The sequence below is a fragment of the Amycolatopsis sp. NPDC089917 genome (genome assembly GCF_040684635.1).
GTDB lineage: Bacteria > Actinomycetota > Actinomycetes > Mycobacteriales > Pseudonocardiaceae > Amycolatopsis.
This window is the reverse complement of the sequence record NZ_JBFBGL010000005.1, coordinates 107,567-127,301: the sequence shown is the minus strand read 5'-3', so window position 1 is coordinate 127,301 and position 19,735 is coordinate 107,567. Positions and strand designations below refer to the sequence as shown.

The 19,735-nt window shown below is 64.6% G+C and carries 16 protein-coding genes; 12 read left to right on the top strand and 4 right to left on the bottom strand.

Features of this window, described 5'->3' with window-relative positions; all coding sequences use genetic code 11:
- Positions 1-45: 45 nt before the first annotated feature.
- The gene (locus AB0N89_RS06090; RefSeq protein WP_364200698.1) at positions 46-375 is read right to left on the bottom strand and encodes a hypothetical protein; all 330 of its coding nucleotides are present in this window, start codon (positions 373-375) and stop codon (positions 46-48) included.
- Here AB0N89_RS06090 and AB0N89_RS06085 point away from each other — a divergent pair.
- The 6 genes from AB0N89_RS06085 to AB0N89_RS06060 all read left to right on the top strand — a co-directional run bounded on the left by AB0N89_RS06085 (position 346) and on the right by AB0N89_RS06060 (position 11,994).
- Complete coding sequence (locus tag AB0N89_RS06085; RefSeq protein WP_364200696.1) at positions 346-2,550, top strand: S8 family peptidase; 2,205 nt, start codon at positions 346-348, stop codon at positions 2,548-2,550. The genes AB0N89_RS06090 and AB0N89_RS06085 overlap by 30 nt on opposite strands.
- A gap of 355 nt (positions 2,551-2,905) precedes the next feature.
- Positions 2,906-4,654 carry a class I SAM-dependent DNA methyltransferase gene (locus AB0N89_RS06080; RefSeq protein WP_364200694.1) on the top strand — a complete coding sequence of 583 codons (1,749 nt, stop codon included), beginning with the start codon at positions 2,906-2,908 and terminating at the stop codon, positions 4,652-4,654.
- On the top strand, positions 4,651-5,937 hold the full coding sequence (locus AB0N89_RS06075) for a restriction endonuclease subunit S (RefSeq protein WP_364200692.1): 1,287 nt from the start codon (positions 4,651-4,653) through the stop codon (positions 5,935-5,937). The genes AB0N89_RS06080 and AB0N89_RS06075 overlap by 4 nt, the downstream gene beginning before the upstream one ends.
- A complete protein-coding gene (locus AB0N89_RS06070) occupies positions 5,937-9,074 on the top strand; it encodes a DEAD/DEAH box helicase family protein (protein WP_364200690.1) in 3,138 nt (1,045 codons plus the stop codon). Before AB0N89_RS06075 ends, AB0N89_RS06070 begins: the two co-directional genes overlap by 1 nt.
- 643 nt (positions 9,075-9,717) lie before the next feature.
- Positions 9,718-10,275 carry a hypothetical protein gene (locus AB0N89_RS06065; RefSeq protein WP_364200688.1) on the top strand — a complete coding sequence of 186 codons (558 nt, stop codon included), beginning with the start codon at positions 9,718-9,720 and terminating at the stop codon, positions 10,273-10,275.
- Between the two features lie 615 nt (positions 10,276-10,890).
- Positions 10,891-11,994 (top strand): hypothetical protein, encoded by a 1,104-nt coding sequence (locus AB0N89_RS06060; RefSeq protein WP_364200686.1) that lies wholly within the window; start codon positions 10,891-10,893, stop codon positions 11,992-11,994.
- Here the strand turns inward: AB0N89_RS06060 and AB0N89_RS06055 are convergent.
- Positions 11,978-12,646 carry a hypothetical protein gene (locus AB0N89_RS06055; RefSeq protein ID WP_364200684.1) on the bottom strand — a complete coding sequence of 223 codons (669 nt, stop codon included), beginning with the start codon at positions 12,644-12,646 and terminating at the stop codon, positions 11,978-11,980. The two genes, AB0N89_RS06060 and AB0N89_RS06055, sit on opposite strands and share 17 nt — an antisense overlap.
- A 73-nt stretch (positions 12,647-12,719) precedes the next feature.
- On the opposite strand from AB0N89_RS06055, the gene AB0N89_RS06050 reads away from it, so the two are divergent.
- From AB0N89_RS06050 to AB0N89_RS06030, 5 genes are all read left to right on the top strand, one after another.
- Entirely contained in the window at positions 12,720-13,706 is a 987-nt protein-coding gene (locus AB0N89_RS06050; protein ID WP_364200682.1) for a hypothetical protein, read from the top strand.
- A 282-nt stretch (positions 13,707-13,988) separates the two neighbouring features.
- Positions 13,989-14,309 (top strand): SseB family protein, encoded by a 321-nt coding sequence (locus AB0N89_RS06045; protein WP_364200680.1) that lies wholly within the window; start codon positions 13,989-13,991, stop codon positions 14,307-14,309.
- 95 nt (positions 14,310-14,404) lie between these two features.
- Positions 14,405-14,692: a hypothetical protein gene (locus AB0N89_RS06040; RefSeq protein WP_364200678.1), complete on the top strand. Its 288-nt coding sequence runs from the start codon at positions 14,405-14,407 to the stop codon at positions 14,690-14,692.
- Complete coding sequence (locus tag AB0N89_RS06035; protein ID WP_364200676.1) at positions 14,689-15,924, top strand: putative T7SS-secreted protein; 1,236 nt, start codon at positions 14,689-14,691, stop codon at positions 15,922-15,924. The genes AB0N89_RS06040 and AB0N89_RS06035 overlap by 4 nt, the downstream gene beginning before the upstream one ends.
- Positions 15,921-16,463, top strand: coding sequence for a hypothetical protein (locus tag AB0N89_RS06030; protein ID WP_364200674.1), 543 nt, complete (start codon positions 15,921-15,923; stop codon positions 16,461-16,463). The genes AB0N89_RS06035 and AB0N89_RS06030 overlap by 4 nt, the downstream gene beginning before the upstream one ends.
- A 304-nt stretch (positions 16,464-16,767) precedes the next feature.
- Here the strand turns inward: AB0N89_RS06030 and AB0N89_RS06025 are convergent, their stop codons facing one another.
- Entirely contained in the window at positions 16,768-17,439 is a 672-nt protein-coding gene (locus AB0N89_RS06025; RefSeq protein WP_364200672.1) for a S1 family peptidase, read from the bottom strand.
- 79 nt (positions 17,440-17,518) lie between these two features.
- The gene (locus AB0N89_RS06020) at positions 17,519-18,034 is read right to left on the bottom strand and encodes a polyketide cyclase (RefSeq protein WP_364200670.1); all 516 of its coding nucleotides are present in this window, start codon (positions 18,032-18,034) and stop codon (positions 17,519-17,521) included.
- A gap of 115 nt (positions 18,035-18,149) precedes the next feature.
- On the opposite strand from AB0N89_RS06020, the gene AB0N89_RS06015 reads away from it, so the two are divergent.
- The gene (locus AB0N89_RS06015) at positions 18,150-19,730 is read left to right on the top strand and encodes an FAD-dependent monooxygenase (RefSeq protein ID WP_364200668.1); all 1,581 of its coding nucleotides are present in this window, start codon (positions 18,150-18,152) and stop codon (positions 19,728-19,730) included.
- The last annotated feature ends 5 nt before the right edge of the window (positions 19,731-19,735 follow it).

Sequence of the window (19,735 nt, the reverse complement as noted above, 5' to 3'; positions counted from 1 at the left end):
CGCCCCCATCTGTTCATCCCGTCCCCAGCGCAGGCTACTGACTACTCACCGCCGCCGCGCGCGATCAAGGGGCAAGCAGTTCCCGTGCCGGCGAACCGGCGCCAACACGGCCAGCAGTTGCACGACGCCCTCCGTCAGGTCGACGCCGACGCCGAGGTACGACGGCGTCAGCGCGATGTGCAGGTCGAAGGTGCGGTCGACGGCGTCTACGTCAGCTTCGAGAGCTTTCCCGGGGTGCACCTCGCCCTTGAGAAGCTCGACCCCCAGCAAGGTGCCGTCCACCCGGAGCTGTGCGCGGTGCAGGAGGTCGACCTCGGCGACGGCGTCACCGTGGAACGAGCCACCGTGTTCGTCCCGCAGGGCAAGCTCAACCACTTCCTGGACCGGATCACGCAATACCTCGAAACTGTGCATGACGTGAAGCCCCGCAATCGGGATCTCGTGGATCGTGTTCAGGCAGTGCGGACGGCGTCGATTGCGGCGTTGTGGACTGACCCACCAGCCGAGTTCCCGGAGCCGGGCCAGCTGTTCTGGTGGGAGGCGTGGCTGCGGCGGCGCGACGGGAACGAGGTGAGCCGATTTCGTGAGTTCGCTTCGGCCACCGGACTGCGTACCGGTTCTCGCAGCCTTGGATTCGGGGACCGGACGGTAATGCTGGTTGAAGCGACCGTCGACCAGCTCGCCACCGCTGTCGACGTTCTCGACGATCTGGCCGAGCTGCGCCGGCCGCACGACCCGATACAGTTCCTGGCGGAAACGGACGCGACCGACCAGACCGCCTGGATCGGCGACCTCGTGGAGAGGCTAGAATCCGCCGGTCCAGAGGCACCTGCGGTCTGTGTCATCGACAGCGGCGTTTACCAGGAACATCCCCTGCTGCAGGCCTCGTTACCTCGAGAGGACTGCCACGCCGCAGACCCGTCGTGGCCGGTCTACGACGACCGGGGGCACGGCACCGAGATGGCCGGCCTCGCCCTGTATGGCGACCTTGGCCAAGCCCTGGGGTCACCACAGCCGCTGCGGCTACGCCATCGGCTGGAGTCGGTCAAGTTGCTCCCGCCGCCGCCACAGCAGAACGCCCCCGACCTCTACGGCGCGGTCACCGCGGCCGGAACGAGCCAAGCCGAGATCCAGGCACCGAACCGCCGCCGGGTCTACTCACTTGCCGTCACTGCACCTGTGGCGACATCGACGAACGGTGCGGCAACCCAGCCTGCGTCCGGGCAGCCATCATCCTGGTCGGCCAGTCTCGACGCACTCGCCGCCGGTCGCAGCGTCCTCGCTGACGAGGATGGATTGGTGTTCCTCGACGACGCCGACCACGCCGCGAAGCGCCTGTTCGTCGTGTCGGCGGGCAACGTGCGGTCCTGGCATCCCGGTGACGAGCACCTCGACCGTAGTGACCTTGAACCGGTGGAAGACCCTGCCCAGGCGTGGAACGTCCTGACCGTCGGTGCGTTCACCGAACTAGACACCATGACCGGTGCCGCCGTCGACTTCGCTGGATGGACGCCCTGGGCACCACGAGGCGAACTGTCGCCGTTCAGCCGCACCTCGGTGGCGTTCAGCCGCGCCTGGCCAGTTAAACCCGATGTCGTGCTTGAAGGCGGCAACGTGGCCCGCTCACCGGACGGCACCATGTTCGACACACCGCCAAACCTGCAGATCCTGACCACCAACGCGCCCATCGGAACCACACGCCTGCTGACCACTACCCACGCCACCAGTGCCGCCACCGCCCAGGCCGCAGCGCTGTCAGCGTCGGTGATGGCCGAGTACCCGGCGCTGTGGCCGGAGACCGTGCGGGCGCTGATCGTGCACTCCGCCGAGTGGACACCCGTGATGAAGGCCCGATTCCCGGCTAGCAAGACGAAGGGACCCCGCATCGCTTTTCACCGCCGCTACGGCATGGGGGTCCCGGACCTCGCGCGGGCCACCCGCAGCGCCACCGACGCGTTGACTCTCATCGCGCAGGACACCATCCATCCCTTCGCCGCCGGCGCCATGCGCGAAATCCACTTTCACGACCTGCCGTGGCCCACCGAAGTCCTCGCTGATCTCGGCGAAGCGCAGGTCCGCCTGCGGGTCACTCTGTCGTATTTCATCGAACCCAACCCCGGTCGGCGCGGCTGGCAGCGTCGCTATAGCTACGCCTCCCACGGTCTTCGCTTCGACCTTCGCCGGGCGACCGAATCGAACACCGAGTTTCAGAAGCGGATCAACGAGAAGGCGCTGGCTGAAGACGAGAAACGAGCCAGCTCCAGCAAAGACACCGGCGAGTGGTTCTTCGGCCCTGATCACCAGCGCGCACCAGGGTCCTTGCACACAGACATTTGGACCGGCAACGCCGCCGACCTCGCCCAGCGCGGCGCTCTAGCCGTATTCCCGGTGACCGGCTGGTGGAAGGAGAACAAGGCACGCGACCGCAGCGAGGATGGTGCCCGCTACGCCCTGATCCTCTCGATCGAGACGCCCGCTCTCGATGTCGACGTCTGGACGCCTGTCGCCCAGCAAATCAACGTTCCTGTCAGCATCACCACAGCAACGTGACTGCCGACGTGGCTTCGCACAGATCGGCGTTAATGACTGGTGTATCGAGGAGGTCCGCGTGATCGTGCTGCCGGCTCCCCTCGCGAGCTCTAAGCAGACCGGCCAGGATGCCGGCGCAGGGAACCTGCGGAACTGGGAGGCCTCCCGAGGCCAACCGCAGCAACGCGGTGAGCGAGCCGTTCTCGATGATCCGGTCACCGCTGCCGCCTTCGTGCCACGTCGGGTGCCGTGATTTGCAAAGATGTTCTCGTGAAACGTTGGCAGCTGCAGACTGTGCGCGCCTGTTCGGGCGGCGTGCACTAGCTCGCACTGGGCGTCCACCATTCATCGTCGAGTGAGCCTCGTTAGGAGTTTTGTGAGCAACCTCGGTAGTTTCATCTGGAAGATCGCCGACCAGCTTCGGGGTCCCTACCGGCCCAACCAGTACGGCAACGTGATCCTTCCGCTCACGATCCTGCGCCGCCTCGACTGCATCCTCGAGCCCGACCGCGAAAAGGTGCGCGCCCTGGCGGTGAGACACGACAACCCGAACAGGCTCAGGATCGAGGTCAAGAAGGCCACTGGCCGACGGTTTTACAACACGTCGAACTACTCTTTCGTCAACCTGCTGGCTGACGCCGACGGGCTCGCGGACAACCTGGCCGACTACATCGACCGGTTCTCGCCCGATGTCGACGTGTTCGAATACTTCGACTTCAAGAAAGAGATCCTCGCCCTGGAGAAGGCAGAGCTCCTGCGCGAAGTCGTCACGTCCTTCAAGAACATCGACCTGCATCCCGACGTCGTCTCCAACGCCGACATGGGCGATGCGTTCGAGTACATCATCCGCAAGTTCAACGAGGCCGCGAACGAAACCTCCGGCGACCACTACACCCCGCGCGACGCCATCCGACTGCTGGTCGACCTGCTCTTCGCTGAGAAGAACGCCGACCTGTCCGAGGCCGACATCGTCCGCACGCTCTACGACCCCACCGCGGGCACCGGCGGCATGCTCGCGCTGGCCGAGGAACACCTGCTCGATCAGAACCCCGACGCGAAGCTGAGCTTGTACGGCCAGGAGTACAACCCGCAGTCTTATGCGATCTGCAAGTCCGACCTGCTGGCCAAGGGCCACGACGCGTCCAACATCGCCTTCGGCAACACTCTGACCGATGACGCGTTCCAGGGCCGCCAATTCGACTTCTGCATGTCCAACCCACCCTACGGCGTCGACTGGAAGCAGTACGCCAAGGTGGTCGCAAAAGAGCGTGACGAAGCGGGCCCCTACGGTCGGTTCGCCCCCGGCCTACCGTCGACCTCCGACGGGCAGATGCTCTTTCTGCTCCACTTGGCCCACAAGATGCGTGCTCCGGAGGACGGCGGCGGCCGGGTCGGCATCGTCATGAACGGCTCGCCACTCTTCAACGGTGCCGCCGCCTCTGGTCCCTCCAACATTCGTAGGTGGCTGTTGGAGAACGATCTGGTCGATGCGATCGTCGCGCTGCCGACCAACATGTTTTTCAACACCGGAATCGCCACCTACATCTGGATTCTTGACAACACCAAGCACCCTCACCGCAAGGGCCTGGTCCAGCTCATCGACGGTTCGTCGTTCTGGACAAAGATGCGCAAGAACCTCGGCGCCAAGAACCGTGAGCTCAGTGAAGAGGACCGTGCCAAGGTAGTGAAGTTGTACGACGACTTCACCAACGCCGACCCCGACTACTCCAAGGTGCTGTGCAACGACGAGTTCGGCTACTGGACCATAACCGTCGAGCGCCCTCTCCTCGACGAGTCTGGCCAGCCAGTACTCGACCGGAAGGGCAAACCCAAACCGGACACCAAGAAACGCGATACCGAGAACGTCCCATTCGCCTACGGCGGCTCAACGGCTGGCCCAGCAGGCAAGACCGAGGTCATCCAGGCGTACTTCGAGGCCGAGGTGCAGCCGCACGTCCCCGACGCCTGGATCGACTGGGTCAAGATCAAGATCGGATACGAGATCCCCTTCACCCGTCACTTCTATAAGTACGTTCCGCCCCGCCCGCTCGCCGAGATCGACGCTGACCTGGAGAAGCAGGTCGCCAAGATTCTCGACCTCCTCCAGGAAGTCGAGGACCGATGAAGCCCTACGACGAGATGACGTCAGCAAACTCCCCGTGGCTGGGCGAAATACCAGCACATTGGGAGCTCAGCCGTTTCCGCTATGAGGCAGTTATCAACGGTGGACAGGTAGATCCTCGAGAAGAGCCCTGGTGCGGTATGACCCTGATCGCTCCCAATCACATCGATAGCAACACAGGGCGGATTATTGGCATCGAAACGGCAGAATCACAGGGCGCCGACAGTGGTAAATATCTTGTCGAGCAGGGTCAGCTTGTGTATTCAAAGATCCGACCAGTGCTCAACAAGGCGGCGATTGCTGAGACTCAAGCGCTATGCAGTGCGGATATGTACGCAATGTCATTCTTTGACAGGGTCGAGCCGCGATTCGCGCTCTACTATTTCTTGGCGCGGCCGTTTCACACGTTTGTGACGATCATTTCGATGCGCGTGAAGATGCCGAAGGTCAATCGCGAGGAGTTGGCCGATGCGCCGTGGCTAGTTCCCCCGCTGGACGAGCAGCGGGCCATCGCCACCTACCTCGACCGCGAGACCGCCCGGATCGACACGCTCATCGAGGAGCAGCAGCGCCTGATCACGATGCTCCGCGAGCGACGCTCAGTCGTGCTCACGCAGGCTGCGACACGCGGACTTGACGGCGCTGCGCTCGCTGACAGTGGCAATGTGTACCTCGGGGCGGTTCCCGCTCACTGGACTATCAGCCGCTTCAGTCGAGAGATGGACGTGAACGGCGGTCAGGTTGACCCACGTGATGACCCGTGGGCTGACATGGTTCTGGTCGCGCCGAACCACATCGAGTCTGGGACCGGGCGAATTGTCGGTCGGGAAACCGCGCGGGAGCAAGGGGCCGACAGCGGCAAGTACCTCGCCAATGCTGGCCAAATCCTTTACTCGAAGATCAGGCCGGCGCTGAACAAAGTCGCTGTGGCCACGGAGGACTGCCTGACAAGTGCAGACATGTATGCGATGTCGAGTCGGCGCGGCGACGACCACCGGTACCTCATGTACTTCATGCTCGCCCGTCCATTCCATGCGTTCGCGACGCTCGCATCTCTGCGAGTGAAGATGCCCAAGGTCAATCGCGACGAGTTGGGAGAGGCGCCCTTCCTGCGTCCGCCGGTCGAAGAGCAGCGAAAGATTGTGGCGTATCTCGACGAGCAGACTGCGAAGATCGATGCGCTGATCGCAGAGTCGGAGCGGTTCGTCGAACTATCGCGTGAGCGGCGGTCGGCGTTGATCACGGCGGCGGTGACGGGGCAGATCGACGTGCGGGAGAGGGTGTGATGGCGGACCACCACGAGGGCGTCTTCGAGACCGAGATCTGCGAGTACCTGGCCGACCACGGGTGGCTCTGCTCAGCCAATGACACCGGGTACGACCGGGAGCGGGCGCTGTTCCCTGAGGACGTGTTCGCCTGGCTGGAGGAGACTCAGAAGTCGGCCTACGAGAAGGCTTTGAAGGCCGCGGGGTCGGAGGCGAAGTTCCTCGACGTGCTGACCACGACGCTCGACAAACCCCTCGAACATGGTGGCGGGACGTTGAACATCCTGCGCAACGGGGTGCAATACATCGGCGGTGGCCGGTTGAAGATGGCGCAGTTCCGTCCCGAGACCAGCCTGAACGCGACCACCAACGAGCAGTACGCGGCGATGCGGGTGCGAGTGATGCGGCAGGTGCACTTCTCCACCGCTGACCAGCGAAGTGTCGACCTGGTCTTCTTCGTCAACGGACTCCCGGTCGCCACCGTGGAGCTGAAGACCGACTTCACCCAGTCCCTCGGTGAGGCGATCAACCAGTACCGCAAGAACCGGAACCCGCTGACCAACGGGCGAGCGGAGCCGCTGCTGTCGTTCGGCCATCGAGCGCTGGTGCACTTCGCGGTCTCCAACGACCTGGCCGCGATGACCACCCGGCTCGAGGGCGAGAAGACGCACTTTCTTCCGTTCAACATGGGTCACGACAACGGTGCGGGGAACCCGCCGGGCCAGAGCGGGCAATCGGCGACGGCGTACCTGTGGGAGCGGGTCTGGGAGAAGGACGCCTGGCTCAACATCATCGGCAAGCTGATGATCGTGGAGACCAAGGAGGAGTGGGACGTCGCGACCGGGACCTCAGTGCGGCGCACGAGCATGCTCTTCCCCCGGTTCCACCAGTGGGAGGCCGTGACGAACATCGTGGCCGCGGTGCGCGAGGAGGGGGTGGGCCACCGCTACCTGATCGAGCACTCGGCAGGGTCGGGGAAGACGAACACCATCGCCTGGACCGCACACCGACTGGCGCGGCTGCACGTGAACGACGAGAAGGTCTTCGACTCGGTGATCGTGGTCGTGGACCGCACCGTGCTCGACGGGCAGCTCCAGGAGGCGATCCGGCAGATCGACGGGTCAGGGAAGATCGTGGCCACGATCAGCCCGGAGGACGTCCGCAAGGCGGGGGCGAAGTCGAAGTCCGGACTGCTGGCGACCGCGTTGAAGAACGGGGAGCTGATCATCGCGGTGACGGTGCAGACTTTCCCGTTCGCCCTTGAAGAGATCCAGGCCCACTCGTCGTTGAAGGGGCGGCGGTTCGCGGTGATCGCGGACGAGGCGCACTCCTCGCAGTCCGGGCAGATCTCCTCCAAGCTCAAGGCGGTGCTGACCGCGGAGGAGGTCAAGGAGATCGAGGAAGGCGGCTCCGTCGACGTCGAGGCGATCCTGGCCTCGGAGATGACTGAGCGGGCTGAGTCGGAGAACATCTCCTTCCTCGCGTTCACCGCGACGCCGAAGAACAAGACCCTGGAGCTCTTCGGCCGCAAGGGTCCTGACAGGAAGCCAGTCGAGTTCCACCTCTACTCGATGCGGCAAGCGATCGAGGAGGGCTACATCCTCGACGTACTCAGGGGCTACCAGTCCTACGACACCGCACTGAAGATCGCCGGCCAGGCCGAAAGCGGCGACGGCGACGTGGTGGTGGACGAGGCCGCGGCGCGCAAGGGGCTGATGCGATGGGTGAAGCTGCACCCGACCAACATCAGCCAGAAGGTGCAGATCATCGTCGAGCACTTCCACGTCAACGTTGCCCACCTGCTGGAAGGCAAGGCGAAGGCGATGGTCGTGACCGACTCGCGTAAGGCAGTGGTGAAGTACAAGAAGGCGATCGACGCCTACATCGCCAAGCGAGCCGCTTTGGACCCCTCGTACAACTACCGCACCTTGGTCGCCTTCTCCAACTCGGTGACCATGGCCGAGGACGATGAGTGGGATTCGGACTGGGGACCGCAGCCGAGCAAGGACGACGAGTTCACCGAGGCCAACCTGAACCCCGGTGCCGGCTCGGACCTGGCCGCAGCCTTCAAGGGCGAGACGTACAAGATCATGCTGGTCGCCAACAAGTTCCAGACAGGTTTCGACCAGCCGCTGCTCTCGGCGATGTACGTCGACAAGAAGCTCCCCGGGCTCACGGCCGTGCAAACGCTGTCCCGCCTCAACCGCACCCACCGCGCTGCCGGCGGGGAACAGAAGCGCAAAACTTTCGTCATCGACTTCGTGAACAAGCCCGAGGACATCCGGGCCGCGTTCGAGCCGTACTTCACCAACGCCACGCTGGAGACCGAGACCGACCCGTACATCGTTTTCCACCTCGCCAGCAAGCTCGCCCAAGCCGGGATCTACACGCCAGAGCAGGTACGCGAGGTCGCCGGACTGTGGGTCACCCGAAAGGGCAACAACGCGCTCTCGGCTGCGATCAGCCCGGCCAAGAACGACTTCGCCCGCCGCTATGCGGCTGCGATTGAGGCCGACGACAAAGTCACTCTCAACGCCCTCGACCTGTTCCGCAAGGACATCTCCACATACGTCCGGCTCTACGACTTCATGAGCCAGATCATCGACTACGGCGATGCGTACCTGGAGATGCTGTCGATCTTCCTGCGGCTTCTCGAGAAGGTTATCGCGGATTCATCGTGGGCCGCGGAGGTCGACCTCTCCGATGTCGTCCTGGTCGGCGTCAAGCACAGCAAAGGGACCGTGGTTGACATCTCGCTGACTGGCGACGGTGAGCTGAAGGGGATCAGCGCCGCGGGTTCCGGGGCGCGGAAGGAACCAAAATACGTCGCGCTCCAGATCGTCATCGACAAGATGAACGACCTCTTCGGCGCAGAGTCGTTCTCCGGGTCTCAGGTCCGCGAGTTCGTGCAGGGACTGGTGCAGCAGCTGCTCGCCTACCCGAACCTGGTCAACCAGACCAAAGTGAACTCGAAGAAGCAGTTCATGGAGTCACAGGACTTCCAGGCGGCGGTCACTGAGGCGGTCGTCGATAACCAGGAGGCCCACAACACCATGGCCGACTACTTCTTCAGCGATGGACCTGGAATCAGTGCTGTCATCGTGGCGCTCGCAGACGCCTTCTACGAAGCCGCGATCGATCAGCATGGGGATGTGTGAGCAGCTTCCTGGTCACCGGCGCAAAACGTGCGCACGTTTATCGTCGTGTGCCAACTTAAGCAGGACCTCGACAACCGCCATGGCGTGCTGGGTGCGATCCCAGCTCAGGAATAACCCGTCTGATGTCGTCTCCCAGAACCGGAAGTCCTTGGCACACTCGGTCCCGGCGACAGACAACGAGACCTGCGCCAGACCCTGGGCGCATCGTCCCCTCAGGTGCCCTCGATGTGACTGTCCTTCCCACGGGGACCTCAACGCACGGCGGGTGCGGAACTCGTCAGCACGACCGAGGCACACGGTGCCGCGTGACCCGGGGGTGCGGGCGGGTTGTCACGTTAGGTGGCAACCCGCCCGCATCAGCCAAGCCGACTTCGGCGCATCACTCCGGTAGGACAGTGCGTGACGGCCAAGACATGGCGCAGCTCGACCGGCTGTGGACGCCGCACCTCCGAGAGCTCCGCCCTCTCACCGCTCGGGCCGTTGTTTACCAGCAGCTGCCTGCAAGTTGGCCAACAGTCCGCAGCCAACTGCCACGTTTGTCTCCAGAGTGCCGCAGCGACCGGTAGGGTACCGCGCGAGGCATATATTGATTAAGAAGTGAACCGATAACGCACAGATGTGTTCTAGATATTGGAGGAGCGACATGTCGATTGGTGAAATGGACGACGAGCTTGAGGATCTCGACACCCTCTTCGTTGCATGGCAGGAGCGAAGCGTTCAGCTCAGGAATGTTTCAGATCAGGTTAGGTGGCTCGCTGCCCGGTTCAGTAGTTATCACGGCTCCCATTCGACTGGCGATATACGGATTATTGTCGAGAGTTTTCGTAAGCTATCAAAGACCGCTGACCGACGTGATTTCGAGAGCTTGAATCTCCGCACCTCGGGACTGCACAATCGCGGCGTCGACATCATGCATCCGGATCTATCCGCCAAGCCAGTACCATCGCCGTTTGTGCGGCGCATGCCCCCTCTGCAGGAGGATATCGAAGCAAAGCGGAGCGACCTACTCGGGCGACACGCCACTATGTATGAAGTTCACATTCGCCATTCGATTGAGCACTTCTACGATGCCTGGATGGCACTGATAGAAGGATCCTTGATCTGCGACTGGGAGATGATTGACGATGAGTTCCCGAAGCTGGCCGAACTGGCGGACGAGATCGACCGAGCGTTCGCGATCTGGTCGTCTTTGCATCGTTGACGAAGGCTCAAGGCAAGACGTCGAAAGCGGTGCCTGACATGCGCGAGGGTAAGGCCTCGCGCATGCCTCAGGCTGAGTCGAATGAGACGTTGAGTCAGGCTGAGACAATGGTCAAACGTTGCGGTTACGGATCTCGCGAACCGAACGCTGGACCGGTAACTCGAAAATCATGTTGGATAACGAATCAGATTTATCGTGGGGTAGCCTTAACTGCTTCTCGAACCGAATCTACGCGTCGCGGCCAGCATGAATGTGTCAACCTTCTCGCCAGCCGTGTAAGACGCGACGGCCGTACTTGATCGTCCCGGCGTCCCGGCGTCCCGGTCCAGCTCCGCGCCGGTCGGCGACAGCCTATGGATCCCGAGGCGTGAGAAACATGCGCACGTCACTCCCTTCGAACTGTCGCCGTCCTCTGGGAGACTTCCGGTCATATAGTCTCTTTCTGCGGCCTGGGCCGGCCCCGGGGCGAACGCAGCCGTCCTCTGGTCGCGTCATCAATGCGGTAGTTGCGGTGTGAAGTTCGAGGGATCGGTGCTAGTCGGCCCGCGTGTCGCACCGGGATCTGTCGGAGTTGTCGGTCACTATGGAAGACCGGCGATTGCGGCGGAGGTGCTGGTGGCGGCGACGGTAGCTCGAGCAAGTTCGTTGTTGACGCGGTCGCTGCTGCAGGATCGCGTCTTGGTGGCTACGTCCGCGGCGTCGGTGTCAGACGCGGTGGGTGAGGTCCTCTGCCACGGGTTCAGCGGGATCGTGATCGTGGATGAGCAGTGCGCTCGAGTGACCCGGACAGTGAAGGGCGTTTACGGCTCGCGGTTGCTGGTCGGCAAGGACACGGCCGCCTACATGAGGTATACCGCGATGCCGTCTGAGTCGATGTATCTGCCGTCGATTCTCGGTGCTGGGTCGTTGTCGCTGGCACAGTGCATGCAGTATCAGCTGGTCGACGGTGCGGATTTCGCGTTGACCCCCACTGGGCGGGTCCGTGATCTCGCTACCTTGGATGCAGTGGTCACGGAGGCCAACACGCTTGCCATGCCGGGAGTCGTGGTCGCAGTCCCGGTACCGGCCCGCATGCTTACCGGCGCCGAGCGAGCCGGCATGGTCGCCATTTTGGAGCGTTCCCGTCACCCGGTCGCGTTAATTGTGACGGGACAGTTCGACCCGTTCGCTGCGCAAGCCGTCGCAGATGGTTTGCGGGTGGTGACCGCGTCCGCGGCAGATGTGTTCCTGCACCGGAGCGATTTCGCAGTGTTCGAGGCGCTTGCGCACGGCGGGCTGGGCGGTGCGATCGGGTACCTCGCCAGCCTGCGGCACACGGTGACCGGGCGTCGCCCGGCCAAGACGCGGAAAGAGCCGCCGGACCGCAGTCCCATCGTTTTGCTTCCCGAGATCGACAGCTTTCGCCACCAGGCCGTGTACGAACCGTGGTTCCGTAACGTCCGTCCGCCGATCTGTGCCCTGCCTGGGTGCTGTGGACGCGACCTGTCGACGCTGACGAACACCCGCGCGGACCACGCGGTCGCGAATCTGCACAACCTGCGAGCGTGGCTCCCGCTTGGCGCGCAGCTGACGACCACCCCGGTTGCGGGGCGCCGGGGGTGGCTGCACGCCTACCGGCAGACCGTCGAGGCCGCTTACGTCGACCTTCGCCGGAGGACACGGATCAGGACTATCTCGATGGACGACAGCCAACGGACGTGGCTCACACTCGGGTTGTGACGTCCGCCCCGGCGCGTGTGGTCTGACTGGCGAACGCCTGGTATGCCTGTTCGCGGAACAGCCATCCACCCGGGGTGAAGTAGCTTTCCCGCCACCGCTCCGGCGGCACCACCATCCGCACGGTCGTGCCCGCCGTAACGGCCAGGCCGATGCCGTACTCCGCCGCCTCCGCGGCAGCGAGCGCCAGATCCGTCGGCTCGTGGTCCAGGAGCAGCACGCGTGTGGCGACCGGGGCGAACTGGCTTGCCGTGTTGAGACCGCGATCCCAGTCGTCGTCATGGACGACGGCGAGTACTGCGGACAGTGGGGGACCAGACAGCCGAGTCACTGTGCCGGCGTCGAGGTCGAGGCAGCCTCGTGGCGCCCGCCGCACGGCGCGTTGTTCCCGGGTTGACAGCGAGTGTAGCGACACGGGCTCCCAGCGGGGCAGGTTCGCCAGGACTCTCACGACCTCGAACTCGTCCAGGCACTCCGCGTGCACCGCGCTACGCCGGACGTGTTCTTGCTCGTCGATGACCACCAGAACATCGACCTCGGTGCCGAGGAGACGCATGTCGGTGACCGGCGTGCCGTCGTGCCCCACGATGCGGCCGATTTCGAGCAGCAGGCCTCGCCGGTCCGCATCGTGACTGGTTCCAGTGTGGTCCGTCACCCGACCAGCGTACGACCTCTAAGCGTCGATTCTCGACGTTGACACGTCAGTAATCGACGCTGATCCTTGAAAGGTGGCTGAGCCGGAGGACAGCCCTCTGCCGGAGGGGTTCGGACGGTCCACGGTGAACTGGCGGCCCTCTGCTCGTCACGACCCCGTGGAAGTCGCCACCCTGCACCTCCAGCACTTGCTGCTCCTTGCGGCGCGTGAGGCGTGGCAGCGCCAATTGCCGGGCAGAAATTTCGCCGGCTCCGTACTGGCCGAGTTGCTGGGAACACCGGGCTCGCTCCGGCCGGCGGAGAAACGCCTTGCCGGCGCTCAGCGGCTGCAGCTCGACGACATTGTCCGGCTCGGTCTCCAGCTTGGCGACGACTTTCTTGGCGCGGTGCCCGCAGCCGCGACGGACCTGCTGCCTGAGCCCTACCGCAGGTTGCTTCAAGGGTGGCGGGCTGGAGCGGGAACGTTGCCGCGATTCCGGCAGTCTGGCCCCGCCGGGCACGACTGGACAAGCGTCGCCATGGAGCTGGCCGCGTACCTCGAGGCGGAAGCCGATGCCGGCCGCGACCACCTGCTCACCCCCGACGCGGCCGCATATGCCTTGGCACGGTGTCTCACTGAGTGCGGCACCGATCCCAGCCATATCGAGCTCAGCGGCGAACCCATGGCTGATCCCTCGGTTCGAGCGCTGGAATTGGCTTCGCCGACTACAACGGTCTTGGCTGCTCTCGCGTACCTGCCAGATCGCGTCGACCGGCCGCCTGCTTTGTGGCGCCGAATCGCGGACGTCCTCCACGACGTGGCCGAACGCGAGGTCGACGAGCGCCTTCTTGTCATCGCAGCCGGACCGGCAGCCACCCGTCAGCTACGTACCCGACTGCCCGATGGATTCACGGCGTCACCCGGGACAGAGTTCACCCTCAGGATCCAGGCGGCGATGGGAAACCGGCTGATCACCCAGGAACACGGCGTCAGCCCGGACTTGGACATTCTCCTGGTGGACAGACGTGAACAGGGCTCCCGTGGAAGCGTGCTCACGTTGGGGCTCACGAAGCGACGCTGACCTCGGCTGAGTCAGCGCCACCTTCACAGTCGCGGTCGTTCGCGCACCGGTAATGGTCTGTCTCGAAGGACGGAATTCGAAGAGCGACTGGCCGCGCGAAGTGGTTATCTCGCCGCCTGCGAGCCATGGCCGAGGAGCTCTTAAGCATCAGCTGGACGGTTGAAGCCGAATATCACTCCGAGTACGGTTCCGAGTGTGCATCGTGACCAGGGGGAGGCTGTGTCGCGCTTGGTGACAGTGGCGCGGCAGGTATGGGCTGGGAGTCGCGGCCCTGGTGACTTCATGGACACGTTCGCCGGAACGGTGGTGTTCGCGCGGCGTCCTGAGCGGCCCGCGTTGCTGGTGGCCGACCTCGGTGACCAGGGGCGCTGGATGGTCGCGTTCTCGACTGTCGAACGTTTGGCTGCCTATGCGGGTGAGTGTGACTACTTCTCCACGTCGGGCGCGGATTTGCTGGAGCTGATCCCGCCGGGTGTCGGTCTCATGGTTGATCCCGGGGATGAGCACCGGTTTCCGGTCCTTGCTCGGATGGCGCCGCCGGATGTGGTCGCGCGGGCCTGGTCACGGATGTTCGCAGCACGGCAGGGCGGTGCGACCGCCTGATCGGCACAAGGTAAGCGCTGGTGGAGGGGGAATGAAAGGTGGATGGTCCAGGGTTCCATGTCGAGATCGAGGTGCTGGAGGGCGCTTCGAAGAGTATGGGCGAGATCGTGCACGACCAGGACAGCTTCGAGTTGCGGGGGTTGTGCGGCGACACCCAGATGTATGGCCACAGTGGTGTCCATGACGCGCTGGCGGAATTCTGCGGGCGGTGGAGCGTCGGGCTCGACGCGTTGTCCGACCGTGCCCGCAATCTGGGCGATCTGCTGGGTAAAGCAGCGAAGGCATACCGCGAGGTTGAGCACACCAACCTCGACGCGTTGAAGGTCGACCCGGGTTTGGATCCGATCACTCCGGATCGGGCGTCGGCCGGGCCGATCCGATGACCGCCGAGCTGGGGCAGACGACCGATCCGAAGGCGCTGGTGCCCGGCAATCCGGACGCGGTGTTCGAGAACGCTCGGGTGCTGCACGAGCGGGCACGGGATGCGCTGGCCGTGGGCGATGCGCTGCGGCGGATCGACACTGGGGCATGGCAAGGTCCCGCGTCTAACCAGTTCCATGAGGATCACCAGACCGAGGTCCCGCGCTGGGGCAACGCCGGCGATTCCCTGGATAATGCGGCGTCGGCGTTGACCGACTTCGCGCAGTGTCTTGCCTGGGCGCAAGGCCAGGCTGCGGAGGCGATCGCCCAGTGGCAGCAGGGCGACGCCGAGACTCAACAAGCCAAGGAAGCTCACGGCAGGGCGGTGGCCGAGGCTGAAGCGCAGACGAGAGCGAACGCTCAACGGGGCGATCCGACGGTGGTGCAGGCCTCGCCGTTCATCGATCCGGGCGAAGCGAAGCGCCAGGCGGCCAGGGACTTCCTCGGTCGTGCCCGCCGCCAGCTGGCCAATGTGGGCAATCTGACTGCTGACGCACTGCGCTATGAGGCTGCCGTAGCGCCCCAGGACTCCCGGAAACAATCAGATGCGAACTTCTATGGCGGCATGCTGGACAGCCTCCAGGGCCTGGCTGAAGGCGTATGGGGTGCGATCAGCGACCCGGGTGGCACTGTTGCGGCGATGGCGCACAACATCGCGCATCCGGTGGACACTCTGAAGTCCATGGTCGCGTGGGATGACTGGGCAAACGGTCGTGGGGACCGTGCACTGGGAAAGATCACTGCCGATTTTATGATCGCCGCCACCACGCTGGGCGTCGGAAAGCTGGTCAAGGACGGTCTCCGAAAACATGACGGCGACGAACCCGGCACCGGGTCGCACGCGGACGGCGGATCGCCTGACGTACCGACGAGTTTCGCGCCGACCGATGTATCACGGGTCAGGCAGCATCTGTCGCGACCTGAGCTCGATCCGTTCGAGGCGAACAACGTGATGCTGGACCGGATCGACAAGGCGCTGGCGGAGGGGAGACCGCTGTCCGAGGCGCAGGCGAACTTCATGCGCCACGAAACGGTTGAAGCGAAACTGATGGACGGCGGAATGGGGTACGACAAGGCGCACGCGGAGGCGTTGAAGTCTCATCCGCCGGGTAAGAACTATGATCCCGATGTGATCGATCAGTCGCCGGAGTTCGGTCCGTGGTGGCGGAAGATGAACGGGTTGGGGCCACGATGAGCGTTGTCGACGTCGAGCGACACGGCATCGTCGCGATCAGCGAAGGTGACCATGAAGCGGCGTACCAGGCTGCGGAATGGCTGAAGTCTTCCCGATCGGCATCAGCCATATCTCGCTCGATGACGCCCATCCGACTGCATGTCGAAGCGCTGCGCAGGTTCGGAGGACTCACACCGCGCGCCGTCATCGGCGGGCAGTTCGTTCCCGGCTCAGGCGACCGGACGCAGATCAGCGTCGGCGTGGCAGGTTTCGGACTATTCGACGCTGAAGATGAACCAACCTGCCCAAGTAGGCTCTGGAACCAGCCGTTCACCATCGGTCTGCCCAGCGAATTCGCTCGACCGGTGGTGAGGGTCCTGGGCGAGGGACCTCGGCTTCCACCAGGAATGCTGACGATCGACCGGGCGGGTTTTGATCTGATGAACTCGTCGGAAATGATTTTCGCGCAGACCGCATCCGTTCTCCAGGCCGTGTTGGTCGCTCGAGTCGGTGGCGAAGATGCTGACGAGGCGGCCCGCGCGGTAGTGCGCACCTGGTGATCTCGCTGCGCCGTCGGGGCCGGAGCTGGCTAAAGACCGACGGTCCGAGACTGTCCTCCACGTCACCACGTTTCTACTGATGGCCATTGAGCACAGCAGGAAGAACGGAGACATAACGGAGCCCAGATCGGCCGTTGGCTAACGCGAACATGATCTTGAGCGTCAAGAAAACCGCAGGTAGAACCCCTGTGGTCGAAGATCGTTTCAAGATCATCGCGGTCGAACCCGTGGGCTTTTAATCCGTAGGTTCTGGGTTCGAGCCCCAGGCGGCCCACTCTTTCGAACATCCCCGCTGACCAGCCCGTCAGGCGAGGCGTGCCCGGTAGGCGGCGAGCACGGCCGGCAGTGGCTGGTAGAAGCTGACCCGGCTGTTCCCGCCGGACAGCACCCCGTAGCCGGTGGCGCCGGAGAACAGCGGGCCGCCGCTGTCGCCGCTCTCGATGGGGATGTCGGTGGCGATCGTGCCGATGACCTGCTTGCCGTCGCCGTAGTTCACGGTCTGGTTGAGGCCGAGGACCTTCCCGCACGTCTTCTTGGTGCTCATGCCGCTCTTGCACACTTCCTGCCCCACCCGCGGGGTGCCCGCGCGCAGGATCCGCTGGGTGCGGCCGTCGTAGAGGTCGACCCGGCCGGCCCCGGAGCCGGAGACGTCCCGGAGGCGCCCGTAGTCGGTGACCGGGAAGTGGGTGTCCACGTTGGGACCGATGTCCTTCCAGTCGAGCCCGTGCTCGGTGCAGTGCCCCGCCGTGAGGATGTAGCGGACGCTCTCGACGACGATCGCGAATCCCGCCGAGCAGTAGTACGGTTCGCGGCCGGGTCCCGGCGAGACGGTGTACATCGCGTCGCCACCGTTCACTGTGGACTGTGGTTCCGCTCCGGCTCTGGGCGAGGCCGACGCGATCGGGCCGGCCGGCAAAGTGACCGTGGCCAAGGAAAGCAGTACTGCGACCAGCCTGCGACCCGAGCGGTCGAACATGGGTATGTCCCTCCGTCGTGCGTGAGATCCGCTGTACCCGGACCAGTCCAGCCGCAGTCGGCGGTCGGCACAACGGGAGTCAGCCTGGTGAGTGACCCGATCGGTGCCGTTCGGCGAGCCGCTTGAAGTTGAGCAACTGCCGTCGCGCCATGACCAGGTCGCCGACGGAAACCCCGACGGCCACCAAGCGGTTGGTGCGCATGACGACCTTCAGCAGCAGCCGCGAAGTGTCGCGATCCCGCGGCACGACCACGTAGGACATGAAGGCGCCCATGATGGCGCCCGTCAACTGTTCCCCGGATGCGACCGAGACGATCCGGCCGAGTTCGCGCCCGCCGGCGGCGGTGAACTTGTCGCCGGCCTGAGGTTCGGGAAGGTCTCTGAGCTCGCGAGGTGAGCGGCGGCCGAGGTTGTCGATCCAGTCGTACGAATACGGCGCGAGCCTCAGTTGCACGACCCACGGCCACACGGCCTCGGCGGGCGCCTCGATGCTCACGCCCCGCCAGGCCCGAAGGGTGGGTGAGGTGACGAAGTCGTCGCACGGGTAGGGGCGCGCGATCTCGTCGTCGCTCACGCCCCAGCGGTCACCGATCATGCGCCCATTCTCCCGAAACCGCTGCCTTGACTTGGTCATAATATAACTAGTAATTTCATGACTATCAGGATCACTGGCTGACGACAGCGCAAAGATCCTTCGAAGGGGGAGACGCATGGCGGACGACGAACGGGTTCCGGTCTTGGTGGTGGGCGGCGGCCTGGTCGGGTTGGCGACCACCTTGTTCCTGGCTGAACAGGGTGTTCGTGCCTTGCTGGTCGACCGGCATCCGGGTGTTTCGATCCAGGGCCGGGCGCGGGGGATCAACCAGCGGACCATGGAGATCTACCGCGCGCTGGGTCTGGAGAAGGCCATCCGGGAGGTCGGCAAGCCCTTCGAGGACGACTGGGGCGTCGCCCGCTGCGAGACACTGGCGGGCGAATGGCATTGGCTGTTCGGTGACGCCGTGCCGCGGAGCTGGCCCGATCTCAGCCCCGGCGAGTTCTGCCAGGCCGACCAGAACGCGGTCGAGCCGATCCTGATCGCCGCCGCTCGTGAGCTGGGTGCCAGGCACCGCTTCGGCACCGAACTGGTCTCTCTCGCCACCGAAGACGACGGCGTGATCGCAGTCGTCCGCGACCGGGCGACGGGCGTCGAGCAGACCGTGCGGGCCGACTACGTCGTCGCCGCGGACGGGCACCGCAGCCCGATCCGGGAGCGGCTCGGCATCCACCGCACCGGCCCCGGCGTGATCCAGCATTCGGTGAGCATCGTCTTCCGCGCCGACCTGTCGGAGTTCGTGCCGAAGCCGGCGCTGTTCTGGATCGTCGTGAACGAGAAAGTCGGGGCCGGCCTGGTGACTACGGCCGAAAAGAACCGCTGGGGAATGAGCGTCGGTTACGAGCCGGCGGCGGGCGAGTCGATCGCCGACTTCACCACCGAGCGCTGTGTCGCGGACGTCCGGGCCGCGGTCGGCCGGGACGACCTGGCGGTGGAGATCGAAGACGTGGCCGCTTGGGAACAGGCCATCGGCATCGCCGACCGGTACCGCGACGGCCGCGTGTTCCTCGCGGGCGACGCCGCGCACGTGTGGCCGCCCGCGGGTGCGATGGGCGCCAACACCGGGGTGCAGGACGGCTACAACCTGGCGTGGAAGATCGCCGGCGTGGTGCACGGCTGGGCGGGCGAGGGCCTGCTCGACACCTACCACGACGAGCGGCACACCGTCGCCGTCGAACTGTCGGACCTCGTGGTGCACAGGCAGATGAAGCGCACCGGCGCCGAGAGCGAGGACGACGCCACGGACGATCGGCTGTGGACGCTGGGGCAGCGCTACTGGTCCTCGGCGGTCGTCGGCCCCGGGCACGACACCGCGTTCGGTGACACGCTGTGCAAGATGGCGGAGCCGGGGGTGCGCGCGCCACACCTGTGGGTGGAGCGCGACGGTACGCGGCTGTCGACGCACGACCTGTTCGGCCGTGGCTTCGTCCTGTTCGCCGGCGCGGACGGCGCCGCGTGGGTCGAGGCCGCGGGTGAGGTCTCGGATCGGCTTTCCGTCCCGCTCCAGGCGTTCCGGATCGGTGTGGCCGCCGACCTCACCGATCTGGAGAACTCCTGGGGCGAGCGCTATCCGGTCGGTGCGGGCGGTGCCGCGCTGATCCGTCCCGACGGCTATGTGGCGTGGCTGAGTCCGGCGACAGCCCGGCCTTCGGAGGCGCTGACCCAGGCGTTTCGCGCGATCCTGCGGAGAGGCTGAAATGA

Coding starts and splice junctions, on each gene's coding strand:
- AB0N89_RS06075 (WP_364200692.1), top strand. CDS start 4,651: ATGAAGCCCTACGACGAGATGACGTCAGCAAACTCCCCGTGGCTGGGC.
- AB0N89_RS06070 (WP_364200690.1), top strand. CDS start 5,937: ATGGCGGACCACCACGAGGGCGTCTTCGAGACCGAGATCTGCGAGTAC.
- AB0N89_RS06065 (WP_364200688.1), top strand. CDS start 9,718: ATGTCGATTGGTGAAATGGACGACGAGCTTGAGGATCTCGACACCCTC.
- AB0N89_RS06045 (WP_364200680.1), top strand. CDS start 13,989: ATGGACACGTTCGCCGGAACGGTGGTGTTCGCGCGGCGTCCTGAGCGG.
- AB0N89_RS06040 (WP_364200678.1), top strand. CDS start 14,405: ATGGGCGAGATCGTGCACGACCAGGACAGCTTCGAGTTGCGGGGGTTG.
- AB0N89_RS06035 (WP_364200676.1), top strand. CDS start 14,689: ATGACCGCCGAGCTGGGGCAGACGACCGATCCGAAGGCGCTGGTGCCC.
- AB0N89_RS06030 (WP_364200674.1), top strand. CDS start 15,921: ATGAGCGTTGTCGACGTCGAGCGACACGGCATCGTCGCGATCAGCGAA.
- AB0N89_RS06025 (WP_364200672.1), bottom strand. CDS start 17,439: ATGTTCGACCGCTCGGGTCGCAGGCTGGTCGCAGTACTGCTTTCCTTG.
- AB0N89_RS06020 (WP_364200670.1), bottom strand. CDS start 18,034: ATGATCGGTGACCGCTGGGGCGTGAGCGACGACGAGATCGCGCGCCCC.
- AB0N89_RS06015 (WP_364200668.1), top strand. CDS start 18,150: ATGGCGGACGACGAACGGGTTCCGGTCTTGGTGGTGGGCGGCGGCCTG.